The sequence below is a fragment of the Paenibacillus intestini genome, assembly GCF_030803945.1.
GTDB lineage: Bacteria > Bacillota > Bacilli > Paenibacillales > Paenibacillaceae > Paenibacillus > Paenibacillus polysaccharolyticus.
The window spans coordinates 148,446-164,071 of the sequence record NZ_JAURUN010000001.1; the positions used below are offsets into that span (position 1 = coordinate 148,446).

The 15,626-nt window shown below is 47.4% G+C and carries 14 protein-coding genes; 9 read left to right on the top strand and 5 right to left on the bottom strand.

What is annotated here, in order from left to right; all coding sequences use genetic code 11:
- The first annotated feature begins 85 nt into the window (after positions 1-85).
- The 3 genes from J2T16_RS00705 to J2T16_RS00715 all read left to right on the top strand — a co-directional run bounded on the left by J2T16_RS00705 (position 86) and on the right by J2T16_RS00715 (position 2,928).
- A complete protein-coding gene (locus J2T16_RS00705; protein WP_154890562.1) occupies positions 86-1,129 on the top strand; it encodes an SPFH domain-containing protein in 1,044 nt (347 codons plus the stop codon).
- Between the two features lie 238 nt (positions 1,130-1,367).
- Positions 1,368-2,387 (top strand): diacylglycerol kinase catalytic domain-containing protein, encoded by a 1,020-nt coding sequence (locus tag J2T16_RS00710; RefSeq protein WP_499017470.1) that lies wholly within the window; start codon positions 1,368-1,370, stop codon positions 2,385-2,387.
- 199 nt (positions 2,388-2,586) lie between these two features.
- On the top strand, positions 2,587-2,928 hold the full coding sequence (locus J2T16_RS00715) for a cupin domain-containing protein (RefSeq protein ID WP_499017472.1): 342 nt from the start codon (positions 2,587-2,589) through the stop codon (positions 2,926-2,928).
- Positions 2,929-3,152: 224 nt separating this feature from the next.
- On the opposite strand, the gene J2T16_RS00720 is transcribed toward J2T16_RS00715, so the two are convergent.
- Genes J2T16_RS00720 through J2T16_RS00740 form a run of 5 tightly spaced genes read right to left on the bottom strand, consistent with a single transcriptional unit; the run spans position 3,153 to position 5,998 of the window.
- The gene (locus J2T16_RS00720) at positions 3,153-3,452 is read right to left on the bottom strand and encodes a metal-sulfur cluster assembly factor (RefSeq protein ID WP_499017474.1); all 300 of its coding nucleotides are present in this window, start codon (positions 3,450-3,452) and stop codon (positions 3,153-3,155) included.
- 25 nt (positions 3,453-3,477) lie between these two features.
- Positions 3,478-4,710, bottom strand: coding sequence for a hypothetical protein (locus tag J2T16_RS00725; RefSeq protein WP_154890559.1), 1,233 nt, complete (start codon positions 4,708-4,710; stop codon positions 3,478-3,480).
- A 13-nt stretch (positions 4,711-4,723) separates the two neighbouring features.
- Positions 4,724-5,377: a DUF2249 domain-containing protein gene (locus tag J2T16_RS00730; protein ID WP_499017476.1), complete on the bottom strand. Its 654-nt coding sequence runs from the start codon at positions 5,375-5,377 to the stop codon at positions 4,724-4,726.
- Positions 5,370-5,747: a hypothetical protein gene (locus tag J2T16_RS00735; RefSeq protein WP_090917011.1), complete on the bottom strand. Its 378-nt coding sequence runs from the start codon at positions 5,745-5,747 to the stop codon at positions 5,370-5,372. Before J2T16_RS00735 ends, J2T16_RS00730 begins: the two co-directional genes overlap by 8 nt.
- 17 nt (positions 5,748-5,764) lie before the next feature.
- Positions 5,765-5,998 (bottom strand): DUF2249 domain-containing protein, encoded by a 234-nt coding sequence (locus tag J2T16_RS00740; RefSeq protein WP_090917009.1) that lies wholly within the window; start codon positions 5,996-5,998, stop codon positions 5,765-5,767.
- A 320-nt stretch (positions 5,999-6,318) separates the two neighbouring features.
- On the opposite strand from J2T16_RS00740, the gene moaA reads away from it, so the two are divergent.
- Genes moaA through J2T16_RS00770 form a run of 6 tightly spaced genes read left to right on the top strand, consistent with a single transcriptional unit; the run spans position 6,319 to position 15,454 of the window.
- A complete protein-coding gene (gene moaA, locus J2T16_RS00745) occupies positions 6,319-7,320 on the top strand; it encodes a GTP 3',8-cyclase MoaA (protein WP_336120197.1) in 1,002 nt (333 codons plus the stop codon).
- Between the two features lie 41 nt (positions 7,321-7,361).
- Complete coding sequence (locus J2T16_RS00750) at positions 7,362-11,078, top strand: nitrate reductase subunit alpha (protein WP_336120196.1); 3,717 nt, start codon at positions 7,362-7,364, stop codon at positions 11,076-11,078.
- The gene (gene narH, locus J2T16_RS00755; RefSeq protein ID WP_090917004.1) at positions 11,068-12,540 is read left to right on the top strand and encodes a nitrate reductase subunit beta; all 1,473 of its coding nucleotides are present in this window, start codon (positions 11,068-11,070) and stop codon (positions 12,538-12,540) included. Before J2T16_RS00750 ends, narH begins: the two co-directional genes overlap by 11 nt.
- Before the next feature lie 17 nt (positions 12,541-12,557).
- The gene (gene narJ / locus J2T16_RS00760) at positions 12,558-13,214 is read left to right on the top strand and encodes a nitrate reductase molybdenum cofactor assembly chaperone (RefSeq protein ID WP_090917002.1); all 657 of its coding nucleotides are present in this window, start codon (positions 12,558-12,560) and stop codon (positions 13,212-13,214) included.
- A gap of 14 nt (positions 13,215-13,228) precedes the next feature.
- A complete protein-coding gene (gene narI, locus J2T16_RS00765) occupies positions 13,229-13,942 on the top strand; it encodes a respiratory nitrate reductase subunit gamma (RefSeq protein WP_090917322.1) in 714 nt (237 codons plus the stop codon).
- Positions 13,943-15,454, top strand: coding sequence for an MFS transporter (locus J2T16_RS00770; RefSeq protein ID WP_154890555.1), 1,512 nt, complete (start codon positions 13,943-13,945; stop codon positions 15,452-15,454).
- Positions 15,455-15,626: the final 172 nt, after the last annotated feature.

Consider the following 15,626-nt stretch of genomic DNA (forward strand, 5'->3'; position numbering starts at 1 on the left):
TTAATGTCGTATTGACAATATCGAGATCGTTTGTTATCATTTCGATAATATCAAAACGACATTAATAAGAAATGAGGAATGAGCCATGTTAGGATTCCGATTTGTAAAGTTTCAGCCGAGTGAATATGTTATGAAAGTGAAGAACGGCAAGGTACAGCGCCAAGGCGTGGGCTTATCTTTTTATTATTATGAGCCGACGACTTCGGTGGTTGTATTGCCTGTTTCTTCGGTGGATGTGCCGTTTATGTTTGAAGAGATTACAGCGGATTATCAGACGGTTACCGTACAGGGACAGCTTAGCTATCGCATTATGGATTACAGCAAGATTACACAGAGCCTGAATTACACGTACAATTTGCGCAAAAATCAATATATGTCTGACGATCCTCACAAGCTGGATCAGCGGGTGATTACCATAGCAAAAGTGCTCACGAAGAAATATTTGGAGCAGTTGCCGTTAAAAGAAGCGATTCAATCCAGCGAACGGCTTGCCAGCAACATGAAACGAGAGGTCGCACAACATGAAGAGTTGGAAAAGCTGGGCGTAGAGCTGATGAATCTGTCCATTTTGGCTATTTTGCCTAATAAGGAAACGATGCGTGCGCTGGAAGCACAGGCGCGGGAAGAAATTCTGAAGCAGGCCGACGAAGCTTTATATGTGCGGCGCAATGCTTCCATTGAGCAGGAACGCCGTGTGAAAGAAAATGAACTGAATACCGAGATTGCGGTGGAGACGAAGAAACAACAGATTCGGGAAACCCAATTACAGGCCGAACGCTCGGTGAAACAGAAGCAGAACGAGATGGAACAGGAGCAGCTCCAGTTTAATACCGCGATGGAAGAGCGCAAGCAACAGTTAATCGAGCTCACCATTGCGAATCAGAATGCGGAAGCGGATGCCAAAGCGTATGAGATTGCAGCAGTCATGAATTCGCTTCAGCATGTACAGCCGAACGTATTACAGGCCATGGCCAATATGGGCATGAATTCGGATAAACTGATTGCACTTGCGTTCCAGGAACTGGCCGAGAATGCTGGCAAAATCGGGCAGCTGAATATCTCACCAGATCTGCTACAGGGTCTGATGGCACCAGCAGAAGGAAGAGGTAAGGGAGGGGCAACACGATGATTGTTGGATGGGGGAAACAAACCAATCTATCCGCTTCCAGAACACGGTTTATACGATCCAGTCGAGTTAGTCAAAACGTGTCAGATAATCAAGTCAATCTGGTGAGTCGGGCAAGTGAGACAAGTGAGACAAGTGAGACAAATGAAACAAGTGAGACAAGTCGAAAAATTCAAAAAAACCAAAAAAATCAATAATGGTTTTCCTCAAGTCAAAGGGAAAGCGGGAGGTGGAATCACAGATGGTTAAGATAAATGAACCCATGAGTGAGCATAAATTAATTTTGGTTAAGCGCAGAACCCGGCTGGAGGAATTGATTGTACGTTACAACACTGTACAGCAGGCTCAGTTTTACATTGAACGTCTTGGTGCTGACTTTAGCGATTACGTCGAGGAAGATCGCCGTTATAAGCAATCGATACAGCTTGCTCAGCAACAACTGAGTCAACTTGGACGTGTTCAGATGATTGACCGAGAGCATGTGCCAAACTTTATTTTTGGAGAGCAAGATATTGTAGTAGTGGTCGGACAGGATGGTCTGGTTGCCAATACGTTGAAATATGTTACCGAGCAGCCGCTTATCGGTGTGAATCCAGATCCGATGCGGTGGGACGGGGTGCTGTTACCTTTTACAGTGGAGGATTTAAGCTTCATTGTTCCAGACGTGATTCGTAGACAGCGCGCGCTTAAGGAAGTTACACTTGCCAAAGTTGAGTTAAATGACGGACAGGTGCTGTACGGTGTCAATGATCTCTTTATTGGTCGGAAGACACATGTATCTGCCCGTTATGAAGTGCGTTTGGGAGCCTCTACTGAAAATCAATCATCCAGCGGTATTATCGTATCTACAGGCATGGGATCAACCGGATGGTTTAAGAGTGTGCTGGCTGGTGCTTCAGGTATTGTCCGTTCAGCGGCTTGGCAACATGTGAGCAGGGGGGAGCACCAGCAATTGACTAGTGATGAAAGATCAGTTGATTTAAGAGGAACGGCTTCTGAGGGAGGATTGAACAAGAACGAGTTTTCGTGGGATTCCCCTTATTTATATTTTACGGTACGTGAACCGTTCCCGAGTCGAACCACGGCGGCAAATCTCGTGTTTGGACAGATTCATGCGAAGCAACCCCTTCACATTGTTTCACAAATGCCGGAGGATGGAGTTATTTTCAGTGACGGGGTGGAGCAGGATTTTCTGGAATTTAACTCGGGTGTGCAAGCAACGATTGGTTTGGCGGAAAAGAGAGGACAATTGGTAATATGAATGAGTTTCTCCTATTATAATATGGATATATATTATATTGGTATTTGTTCTTGTATTTACTGATATATAAAACAAGTGATATTTTAGAATGTAAATCCTGAATTCACGCCTGCATTTTCTTGATTTGAATCAAGGAGTTGCAGGTTTTTTTGCGTTAAGATGAATACATAACCAGAACAAATACAGGAGGATGATGATCATGAGTATCACGTCATTACAAGAAGTTAAAGCATACAGTACGGAACGTTTCACGAAACGGGTGTTGTTTCAACAAGGAGGCGGTGTAACCTTCATGCTTCATTTTCTGCCAGGACAACAGCTTCCCGTTCACAAACATCCCGGTGCAGACCTCACGTTGCTTGTTGTTGAAGGCAAGGGCACACTGATTCTGGACGGAACAGAGCATGAGATTCAGGCAGAAGATGTGGTATCCTGCGGAGGAGAGACGGAATTCGCGTTCCATAACACAAGTAATGCGGAAGTTCGTTTGTTCGTGGTATTGAATAAAGTGCCGGAAGCTTCTTACGCCAAGGATATCTAATATCCGATAGAGCCGGATGAATAATAGGGAATGGGGACTCCGCGAGGAGTTCTTTTCTTTGGTGCGGTGCATCTCTTTTCCGTGCAAAAAGGAACACATACAAAAACGTACCTTTGGCCTGACTGGATCAGAGCTTGGGCACGTTTTTTTGGGTATTGATGTTCATCAGACAGGGTTGTTTGGACATATATCCTTCTACCAACATCCTTGATGATCAGCACGGTTTAAAAGTATCCGAGCATTACTTTGGCTTCTCTGGACATCAGCTGCGGAGACCATTGCGGTTCCCATACCACCTGTACGTCAATATCGGTTTTGTCCGTATTTTCTTGTAAAACCCATTTCACCGCACCAACAATGGTGTCATGCAGCGGACATCCTGGCGTAGTCAGCGTCATACGCACCTGAATGTGATCCGGCTCTTCCTTTACTTCATAAACAAGGCCGAGGTCAACGATGTTGACACCAAGCTCCGGGTCATATACTTCTTTTAAATACTCTAGTAACTGTGAGGTTTGTTCCATCTTTTCCACGCTCCAATCCATCTTGTTAACGTCTGAATACCAAGGCGATATTTGAAATATACACGATAGAGATCATAGACAGTAATGTTCCGCCAACCATCATCACTTCCGCCAAATTAATCAGAATACCGCTGACTAAGAGCAGACTGGCTGCGACCATCGCAAGTATTCCATGATTGATCCTTTTTTCACTTAACATGCCGGCCATGAGTGGAGTGCCAGGACGTCCGGCAAGCTTGCCGTATTTGTGGGTCCACCATAGAAAAGGCACGATTTTGGAAGCATACCCGAGGATCGTCAGAGATACCCAGCCTCCAAGGTATACCCAGCCAGTCAGAAGCACAACGCGTGAATCAAGGAGTAGCTCTACATCTTGCGCACTATAGATTAACAGAGCCATGGAATATACGAGCAAGGCACGGCTTACATAGACCGTCCAGCGGATTCCGGGTCCAGGGTTGCTTTTATGCCGTTTCTCCTGAATTTGCTCCAGGTGGTATACGTAACAGATCAGTGCTCCTGTCAAAAGCAAAAGCGCAAACCAGAGCAAGCCACCTTGGATACCTGTCAGGAATGCAATCACTCCTGTAATAACAGCAGCATTCCACAGGACCAGAACCATCTTTTGCAATCGGATAGAGAAATCATGGGACAAATAAAACATCGGCAGCATTTTGTAACTGAACCCGGTAATTAACATGCCAAACCATCCAAGGGTTCCCATCCAGATATGTGCGCCAAACAATCGTTGATGCAGACCATTCCAGTCGCCAAAAGCAAAATTCAGTCCCATCAGCATGCCGGATAATCCGGTAAGTACAAGGTACAGACAGGCACACGCTGCACTGATCGTTACAGGGTTCCATATGGAAGCACGGTAGAGGGTGATACCCATGTTCAAGCCAAATAACAAAATGCCGGATAGTGCAAGCGTTGCTGAACCTGCAATCCATATTACATCTGTGCGAATAAAACCAATCAACATGCCTGTAGCACCGACGGTGAACAAGAAATAGTGACAGTAACCAAGCACTGTACTATATATATTCGTTTGTAAAATGACATGTATCAACTGATAAACTGCACCCATCGCCAGCATGGTGGCCCATCCGAGTACGAACAAATGCGCATGAAACCAGCCTTCGGGTCCCCTTAATTCATCACCTAGCCAGCCTGTCAGGGAGAGCAGGGAGAATGCGTGATACATTACAAATCCAACGATGCCCGTGATGATAAAAAGAAACGGCAACCTGGACATGGCTTTCGCCCCCTTACCCTTTTTCAATTCTGACTTTGGCTGTGCCATCCGTCTGGTCCTCAACGCTGTAGAAACAACCGAGCTGATTCAGTTCCTCGATCAAAAAAACGGGTACGCGGTCATTATGAATAAGTACAACTTCTCCCGGTTTGCAACGTTCAAGTGCAGCTAATGTGCGCATCATTGGCTGGGGCGGCTCCAGTCCGCGATTGTCCAGTACAATGGTTGGCTCTTTCTGTTCCTGTGTTATGGGCTCATCTGACAAAACTGCGGATTTCGAAGGTTCAGCTATTGCTGGAGGTTGCCCTTCACAGGAATTCATGGCATCCTCTGAACCCGAATCCTCAATCGACGATGAAGTTAATTCAGTTCGAGCCAACGTATTGGATTGAACCGCCGCAGAAATCTTCTCTGCAGCGGTTTTATTTTTTTTATGCACAAATGTGGTCACCCAATGATTGGATTCCAGACGCTCCGATGTACTGGAGTATCCTTTCATTTTCAGAATGCCAAGCAATGGAGTCGGCTTGAACGGTGCATGCAGGACCAATACATCTTCGTGTTTCAGTTCTTTAACGGTATCCATAATGAGCTGAAAAGGCTCCAGTTTTTTGCTCAGATGAGGGCGTACGTCCAGTTCAACAATATTAACGTCGGTTTCAAGCATGAACGTTCACATCCGTTTCGGTGCTGACTGCCGTAGCTGCTTGCGTCTGCTGAACCAGCTTGATCGAAGATTCATATAAAGCGGCCATGCCTCCGTACAGGGCATAGAAGAATGAATCAGGTGCATCCAGGGAGAAGGAGAGATAGGTTTTGGGGTCCATCTCAAGCACACGCTCAAACAGTCTCGCACTGTCATAGGCATAGAAGCAGAAATGAGTGAATTCGAACACGGGCATTTTCTCGTAAATCGTAATGATCTCCTGTGCATAGGCTGCCTGCTCACGCTGAGCGATCTGAATCATGGATACAGCATCTTCGAGTCCCAGCGTCAGACGCAGTGTAGTCTCGTTAATGATTTCAACATGCGCCATTCCCGTTCAACTCCAATCTATCGTTTAGTGATTTTGACCTGAAACGTTATAGGACCTTGTTCGATATACTCCCAGTCAAAGCCGTCAGGATGTGTCGATTGAAACTGGAAGCGGAGCGGTTTTGGATCGTGATCGTTAACGAGTAACATCGCTTCCTCAGGCTGAAGAGCTTCAAACGTTTCAAAGATAATTTTATGTTTCAAATGAGGTGGATACTCTGTGGCATTAATGGTTGCAGCGTATGTGTTCATGGGTCATTCCTCCAAATTGGGATTAGTGTGGTGTTGCAACTTGATTATAGAAAAGCAGACAGCGGGGCTGTGTGAGCCTGCTCACACCTTTATTTTTGTCATAATCTCGCCTTATTTGGACTGAAATCCTGTTCGGAAAAGGCTTGCGGAGCTTTCATAAATGTGCAACTGTGCGTTATGTTTCAGTTCTTGTGATATTTTGCACAGTTAGCAAAGCCAGACATCATTATGCTTAGCCCATGATTGACAATACATGTGAGGAAGCGAGTGTTCTCCTTTAGCGATGTCATGACAGCACCCGAGAGAAAGGAGGTACGTGTATGGAATCAAAACTAATAGACCCTTTTGGACGTGTGCACGATTACTTGCGTATATCCGTTACGGATCGTTGCAATCTGCGGTGTGTGTATTGCATGCCGGAAGAAGGAATGCAGTTTGAACCGACAGAACGCATTTTGTCCTATGAAGAAATTACATCGATTGTCCAGGCACTTGCTCCGCTAGGCATACGGAAACTGCGATTGACTGGCGGAGAACCTCTCGTTCGCAAGGGGCTGGATCAACTGGTTGCGATGTTATCCGCTATTCCAGGGATTGAAGACATTGCATTGACAACCAATGGCATATTTTTGGCAGCTCATGCCGAGATGCTGAAAGCGGCAGGTCTGACACGCGTGAACATTAGTCTGGATTCGCTCAAGCCGGAGCGATTTGCGCGTATTACACGGGGCGGTAAGGTACATCGCGTGCTGGAGGGCATCAAAGCCAGTCAAAAGGCTGGATTCAAGCCCATCAAACTAAACGTTGTACTGATGAAGGGTGTAAATGACGATGAGGTGGAGGACTTTCTACGCATGACGCTGGAAGCCCCAATTGATATTCGTTTTATTGAATACATGCCCATCGGAGACAGTGGAACCGGTTGGAAGTCGAGTTATTTGCCGCTTGAACATGTACTGAAGACTTGCGGAACCAAGTGGAACTACGAAAGTTGCGGTGATGTGTATGGCAATGGCCCAGCAGATAGTTACCGGATCGTTGGAGCCGCTGGAACATTCGGACTGATTCATCCGGTCAGCAGCCATTTCTGCGGTAGCTGTAACAGGCTCCGGTTAACGGCCGACGGTAACATTAAGCCTTGTCTGTACTGGTCAGATGAGTACAATGTTCGCCCGCTCGTTGGTGACGACAAAGCGGTGCAGGATTTATTTTACAAGGCGCTCGGCTCCAAACCCGAAACTCATGACATGGTAAAAGCCTTACAAGGGCAAGAGATTAACGGAACACCTACGCTGCGGCATATGTCGCAGATTGGAGGATAGGAAGACCAGCATCAACAGGTCACAATTGTGGGAGGACAACAATGAGCAGCAAAAGCATGCCCTGGATGGGCAAACTGAAGTATTTTGCCAAACGTGAAAAAAACGCGGAAGGCTGGAGTGAGATGTCCCCGGTAAACCGGGACTGGGAAGATGTATATCGCCGTCGTTGGCAACATGATAAAGTGGTGCGTTCCACACACGGCGTGAACTGCACGGGTTCGTGCAGCTGGCAGATTTATGTGAAAGATGGCATCGTGACATGGGAAACACAGGCGACGGACTATCCATCAACCGGACCTGATATGCCTGATTTTGAGCCGCGTGGATGTCCGCGTGGAGCAAGCTTCTCATGGTATCTATATAGTCCATTACGTGTGAAACATCCTTACGTGCGTGGGGCGCTCCTTGAAATGTGGCGTGAGGCCCTGAAGACTCATGGCGATCCAGTAAAAGCATGGCAAAGTATCGCGAATGATCCGGTGAAAGTGAAAAGATACAAATCGGTACGCGGTAAAGGTGGACTGGTTCGTGCATCATGGGGCGAAGTAACACAGATTATTGCTGCTTCCATGATTCATACGATCAAAGATTACGGCCCCGACCGTATCATTGGTTTCTCCCCGATTCCAGCAATGTCGATGGTCAGTTATGCTGCAGGATCCCGTTTCTTATCTCTGGTAGGTTCACCACTACTCAGTTTCTATGACTGGTATGCGGATCTGCCGCCGGCATCCCCGCAAATCTGGGGAGATCAGACAGACGTGCCGGAGAGTAGTGACTGGTACAACTCAGGATACATTTTGGTCTGGGGTTCCAACCTGCCAATGACCCGTACACCGGATGCCCACTTCCTCGCTGAAGCACGTTACAAGGGAACAAAAGTGGTATCCATCAGTCCGGATTATGCGGAATATGTGAAGTTTGCAGACACATGGATGTCCGTAAAACAAGGTACAGATGGCGCGCTTGCCATGGCAATGGGGCACATCATCCTGAAAGAATTTTATCTGGATCATCCTACGCAGTACTTCATGTCTTATGCGAAGCAATATACAGACTTCCCGAATTTGTTGATTGTCGAAGAGAAGGATGGCGTGAACACTGCAGGACGATTCCTGCTTGGGGAAGACCTGGGCATCCAGGGCAACAACATGGCATGGAAGACCCTTGTATATGACGAAAATACGGCATCCTATGCGATTCCAAAAGGCAGTATGGGCTTCCGCTGGGGTGAAGAAGGTACATGGAATCTCAAAATGGAGCAGGTGGATACCGGCGAGCCGATTGATCCAAGACTTTCCATGCTCGGTGTGCACCATGATCTCGTAACCGTGCAACTGCCTTACTTCGATGACGAAGGAAGTCACGTAATGGAACGTCAAATCCCGGTCCGCCGCATCTGGGTTGATGATCGCTGGATTACGGTTACTTCGGTTTACGATCTCGTGCTGGCGAAGTATGGGGTTGATCGTGAAATGACGCGTTCAGCAGACTCTACTGAAATCGTTGCAGGAGTCGTTATGGAAGCGGAAGAGGATAAACCATTTACACCTGCTTGGCAGGAAAAAATCACTCGGGTTGACCGGGATACCGTCGTTCAGATCGCACGTGAGTTTGCACAAAATGCCGTGGATACACAAGGTCGCTCTATGATTATTATGGGTGCCGGCATCAACCACTGGTACAACTCTGACGTAATCTATCGTGCCATTATCAACCTGCTACTGATGACAGGCTGTCAGGGGGTTAACGGTGGTGGTTGGGCTCACTATGTAGGTCAGGAGAAACTACGTCCGGCGGAAGGCTGGCAGACGATTGCGTTTGCGCGTGACTGGAGTGGACCTGCGCGTCTGCAAAATGGTACATCCTTCTTCTATTTTGCAACAGATCAATGGAGATATGAGGAGACTAAGGTCGGAGAGCTGACCTCGGCACTTGAGGGTGATCCGCGCTTCGAGCACGTTGCTGACTATAATGTTATGGCTGCACGCATGGGCTGGCTTCCATCTTATCCGCAATTTAACCGGAACTCTATTGATTTGCATCAGGATGCACTGGATGCGGGAGCAAAAACGAATGAAGAGATCGGAGCTTACGTGGCATCCGAACTGCAAAATAAAAATCTGAAATTCTCCATTGAACAGCCTGATGACCCGGCGAACTTCCCGCGTGTGCTGTTTGTCTGGAGAGCCAACCTGATCTCAAGCTCAGGCAAGGGACATGAGTATTTCCTCAAGCATTTGCTTGGTGCCACGAACGGATTGCTGAATGATGATGATCTGGGACTTCGTCCAGAGCATGTGGAGTGGGTGGAACATGCTCCGGAAGGCAAGCTGGATCTTATGGTCAATATGGACTTCCGGATGGCGGGTACAGCAATGTATTCCGATATCGTACTGCCAGCAGCCACATGGTATGAAAAAAGTGACCTGAGCAGTACGGATATGCACCCGTTCGTGCATCCATTCAACCCGGCAGTAGCCACACAGTGGGAATCCCGTTCCGACTGGGATACGTTTAAGGAGATTGCACGTGTGTTCTCCGACATGGCTGCACAGCAGTTCGACGGACCGCAGAAGGAGATTTTGACTACACCACTGCTGCATGATTCACCGGATGAACTCGCGCAGCCGTATGGTGAGATCAAAGACTGGAGTGCTGGAGAATGTGAAGCTATTCCGGGCAAAACGATGCCGCATATTCAGGTCGTAGAACGTGACTATGCTGCGGTTTACAACAAAATGATCAGTCTCGGACCTAATGTGAAGGATAAACCGATTGGTACGAAGGGTATCTCATGGTCTGCAACCGAGGAGTATGAGAAGTTGAAAGGCATTCTTGGTGTTAACCGAAAAGATGGTATTGGACAAGGATGTCCAGATCTGAGTACAGATCGCAACGTTGCTGAAGCAATTCTGACGCTCTCTACCACCACAAACGGCAAGATGGCTGTACGTGCGTGGGAGTCACTTGAGAAGAAGACGGCACTGCACTTGAAGGATCTGGCAGAAGAGCGCTCGGAGGAGTGTTTCACATTTGATGAGATTACTTCAAAACCGAAAACAGTCATTACATCACCTGCATTCAGCGGATCGGAAAAAGGCGGACGGCGTTATTCACCGTTTACAACCAACGTAGAGCGTCTGATTCCATGGCGGACATTGACGGGCAGACAACAGTTTTATATCGACCATGCGATGCTGCGTGAGTTCGGTGAGACGCTGGCGACCTTCAAACCAATTCTGAAACATACACCGTTCCATCCAAACAGCAAACGTCCGATCGAGGGCGGCAAAGAAATCGTACTGAACTACATGACACCGCATAACAAGTGGTCCATTCACAGTATGTACTATGATGCACAGCCGATGTTGACGTTGTTCCGCGGTGGTCCAACGATCTGGATGAATCATGAAGATGCTGAGGACGCCGGCCTGGTGGATAATGACTGGATCGAATGTTTCAACCGTAACGGGGTCGTTGTGGCAAGAGCAGTCGTCACGCACCGGATTCCACGCGGAGTAGCCTTTATGTATCACGCTCAGGACCGTCACATTAACGTTCCGGGTACGAAAATATCACAGACACGCGGTGGTACGCATAACAGTCCGACTCGTATTCACGTGAAACCAACACATATGATCGGTGGTTATGCCCAGTTAAGTTATGGTTTCAACTATTATGGCCCGACAGGCAACCAGCGTGACCTGAACGTCATCATTAGAAAACTGCAGGAGGTGGATTGGCTTGAAGATTAAAGCACAAGTCAGTATGGTCATGAACCTGGATAAATGTATCGGATGCCATACATGCAGCGTTACATGCAAAAACACCTGGACGAATCGTCCAGGTGCAGAGTACATGTATTTTAACAATGTCGAAACGAAACCGGGTGTCGGTTATCCGAAACAATGGGAGGATCAGGAGCGTTATCGCGGCGGCTGGGAGATGAAAAATGGCAAGCTGGAGCTGAAATCCGGTACACGTGCCAGACGTTTGCTTAACATTTTCCACAACCCGGATCAACCAACGATTGACGACTACTACGAGCCTTGGACTTATGATTACGAAAAACTGACCAACAGTCCGGAGAAAAAACACCAGCCGGTCGCAAGACCGAAATCCCAAATCACGGGAGAGTACATGAACCTCGAATGGGGTCCAAACTGGGAAGATGACCTCGCCGGTGCTCATATAACGGGGATGGAAGACCCGAACATGAAAGGTGTCGAGGAATCGATCAAAATGGATTTTGAACAGGTATTTATGATGTACCTGCCGCGAATCTGTGAACACTGTCTGAACCCGTCTTGCGTGTCCTCTTGTCCATCAGGTGCCATGTACAAACGGGAAGAGGACGGTATCGTACTGGTTGACCAGAATGCTTGTCGTGCATGGAGATTCTGTGTATCCAGTTGTCCTTACAAAAAAGTATATTTCAACTGGCAGACGAACAAAGCCGAAAAATGTACACTATGCTTCCCGCGGATTGAAGCGGGTCTGCCAACGATCTGCTCCGAAACTTGTGTCGGACGTATCCGTTACATCGGTCTGATGCTCTATGATGCAGACCGCATTGAAGCGGCAGCATCGGTTGAGAATGAAAAGGATCTGTATGAGTCACAAATGGATGTTTTCCTTGATCCGAATGATCCTGAAGTCATCCGTGAAGCACGGGCAGCAGGCATTCCAGAGGATTGGATTATAGCAGCGCAGCAGTCCCCGATCTACAAAATGGTGATTGACTGGAAGATCGCACTTCCACTGCACCCTGAATACCGCACGATGCCAATGGTATGGTACATTCCGCCGCTAAGCCCGATCACGAACCGGGTAGAAGGCCAAGGAAGCTCGCTCGAAGCAAACGATATTTTCCCGGCGATTGATAACATGCGTATTCCGGTTGAATATCTGGCGAACCTGCTTACTGCTGGAGATACAGGACGTATTCGTGAAGTACTGCGCAAAATGGCTGTAATGCGTATTCATATGCGTAACCAGCAAACCGGCAAAACAAGTGAGTCCGACCTGTTGGATATGGTAGGCATGAGTGCGCAGGAAGTTGAAGATATGTATCGTCTGCTCGCTATCGCGAAATACGATGATCGTTTTGTGATCCCACCAGCTCACCGTGAGGAAGTGGCGGATCTCTTCAGTGAACAAGGCAGCTGTGGTCTTGACTTTGCAGGCGGCCCGGGTTCTTGCGGCGTATTCTCATAGGAGAGGAGACAACAACGATGACAATTGATATCGATCCAGAACCAATCGTTAAGCCGGTGTACGACACGGAAACAAGACGAATGGTCTGCAAACTGATCTCCTATCTGCTGCAATATCCGGATACCGAGTGGAGAGAGGGATTACAAGGCGTACAGGAAGCTGTTCTTTCGATCTCTGATGAAGAAGTGAAGCAGACCGTGTTAACTTTCATCAGTAGTGCTCAGGCTCTAGATGCCATACGGTGGCAAGACGCGTATGTTCGTTCTTTTGACTTTGATAAAAAATCGAATCTATATCTCACATATGCTTTACATGGTGATGAGCGAGATCGCGGACCAGCACTGATTGATTTGAAACGCAGATATGAAGCGGCTGGTTTCTATATGGAAGCTACCGAACTCCCGGATTACTTGCCCATGGTGCTTGAATTCATTGCCGAGGCTCCTGAGCAGGATGCCATTGGAGTTCTGGATAGTTGCCATAAAGCACTGGTATCGATGACCGAAAGTATTGCAGGACAAAACAGTCCATACGGGCCGCTCCTTACGCTGATGTTACAGGTGATGCCCGAGCCGTCTGTTTCGGACGTACCTGAACCAAGCAAAGAAGAACAGAAACAACCGCTTGGCGGTCTGAACGAGATCGTTGAGCTGATGAGGAGGGGCAGTCGGTGAGTACACTGGAATTCATGTTATGGGGTGCTCTCCCGTATATGGTCATCGTGTTTTGTATCACAGCGACCATCTGGAGATATGTAACCAATCCGTTTAGTTGGACATCCAAATCAAGTGAGATGCTGGAGAAACGTATGCTGCGATGGGGAAGTTTACTCTTCCACATCGGCATTTTCGCCGTCATCTGCGGACATATTGCCGGTTTGCTAGTACCGATCGAATTTTACCACTGGATCGGTCTGAGTGACGAAGCCTATCATATGGGCGCTGTGTTCGGCGGATTACCGGCAGGAATTATTGCATTTGCCGGTTTGGTTATTCTGTTGGTACGCCGCTATACGGCTCGTAGAGTGCGCGCAACAAGCAGCGTTGGGGATTGGCTGGCCCTCGCCATGTTGATTATTGTTATTGTGACGGGTATTTTGGCAACTTCAGCCAATGCGGTAAATCACAGTGGGTTTGATTATCGTACAACGATTAATCCATGGCTGCGTGGACTTCTGGTCTTCCAACCTGATCCGGCTCTAATGCAAACTGTGCCAATGAACTTCAAAGTTCATATCTTGCTTACATTTGTGCTGTACTGTGTGTTCCCATTCACACGTCTCGTTCACATGCTGAGTATGCCTCTCGGATATCTCAGACGTAGCTACGTGCTGTATCGCAGAAGAGATGGGGCAGTGTATCCGAATCAGAATCAAGAACAACATAAGGAAAGGGCGATGTAAATGCAACAAAAAGGTAAAGTTCAACTGCCCTTGCAAACCGCAAGTCTGATTCTCGGTTTCATGGTATGGGTGATTCTGTCATCACTCATGCCTTTCATTAAAGAAGACATCGTACTTACGTCATCACAGCTGGCTTGGGCAACGGCTATTCCGGTATTGATCGGTTCGATTGCCCGTATTCCAATTGGGTATTGGACGAACCGATACGGGGCACGTAACATTTTCATGATCAGCTTTGTATTGTTACTCGCTCCAGTATGGTGGGTAAGCCGTGCAACATCTTTCAGTGATCTGATCATTGGGGGATTTTTCCTCGGGATCGGTGGAGCTGTGTTCTCTGTCGGAGTAACCTCGTTGCCGAAGTATTATCCCAAAGAGCGTCACGGTTTTGTTAACGGGATCTATGGTATTGGTAACTTGGGTACGGCGCTTTCGGCGTTTGGAGCTCCTTTGGTTGCTGCTCAGGTCGGTTGGTCCAAGACCGTATTATTTTACAGTATTCTTTTAATTGGTATGGCGGTACTCAACTTTGCATTGGGAGACAAAAAAGAAACTCGTGTCACCCTTCCTCTAATGCAGCAGCTAAAAGACGTATCACGCAATAACAAGCTGTGGCTCTTGTGTCTCTTTTATTTCCTGACGTTTGGTTCGTTCGTGGCGTTCACCGTTTACTTGCCGAACTTCCTCGTAACCAATTTTCAGATGGATAAGGTTGATGCCGGACTTCGCACCGCAGGATTCATCCTGGTCGCAACGATCATGCGTCCAGTTGGCGGATGGCTGGGTGATAAATTTAATCCGTTTAAAATATTAATGTTTGTATTTGGCGGATTGACGGTAGCGGCGATTGTGTTATCTTTCGCGCCATCCTTCTATATCTATACCGTGGGCTGTCTGACTGTAGCGCTTTGTGCGGGGACAGGTAACGGTACGATTTTCAAATTGGTGCCAATGTATTTCGTCAAACAAGCAGGGATCGCTAATGGTATGATCTCGGCTATGGGTGGTTTGGGTGGTTTCTTCCCCCCATTGATGCTGACACTGTTGTACAGTATGACAGGGCATTATGCGATTGGATTCATGGCGTTGTCCCAGATTGCACTGGTAAGTCTCGTGCTTGTCATCTGGATGTTCTATCAGGAGAAACTTCAACTGTCTGCCAGTATTTTGGAAAATACAATTGAAGCGATTCTGGTGACGGATACGAACAGTGTTATTCGTTCTGTGAATCCAGCCTTCACGGCCGTTACAGGTTATTCAGCTGAAGAAGCGGTAGGACAGAAGCCAAGCATGCTGAAATCAGGCAAGCAGGATAAAAAGTTCTATGACCAGTTGTGGCAGGAACTGCGTGACAAAGGATACTGGCAGGGAGAGATCTGGAACCGGAAGAAAAACGGTGAGGTCTATCAGGAATGGCTTAGTATTACAGCGATTCGTAATGAAGCTGGAGAAGTCAAATATTATGCCGGTATGTTCAGTGACATGAGTAAACCCGATCTTACGATTGCCTGAGCAAATCACATAAACGGAACAGGTTTTGAAAAAGTGATCCAACATACAGCAAGAGACCTTAACTTGATTTACAGTAGTTAAGGTCTCTTTTTGCACAAGTGGCAGTCTCCACACTCGGATAGAAGAAAGAAGAAAGAAGAAAGAATAAACAAAATGCATGCAGCGGCTTATC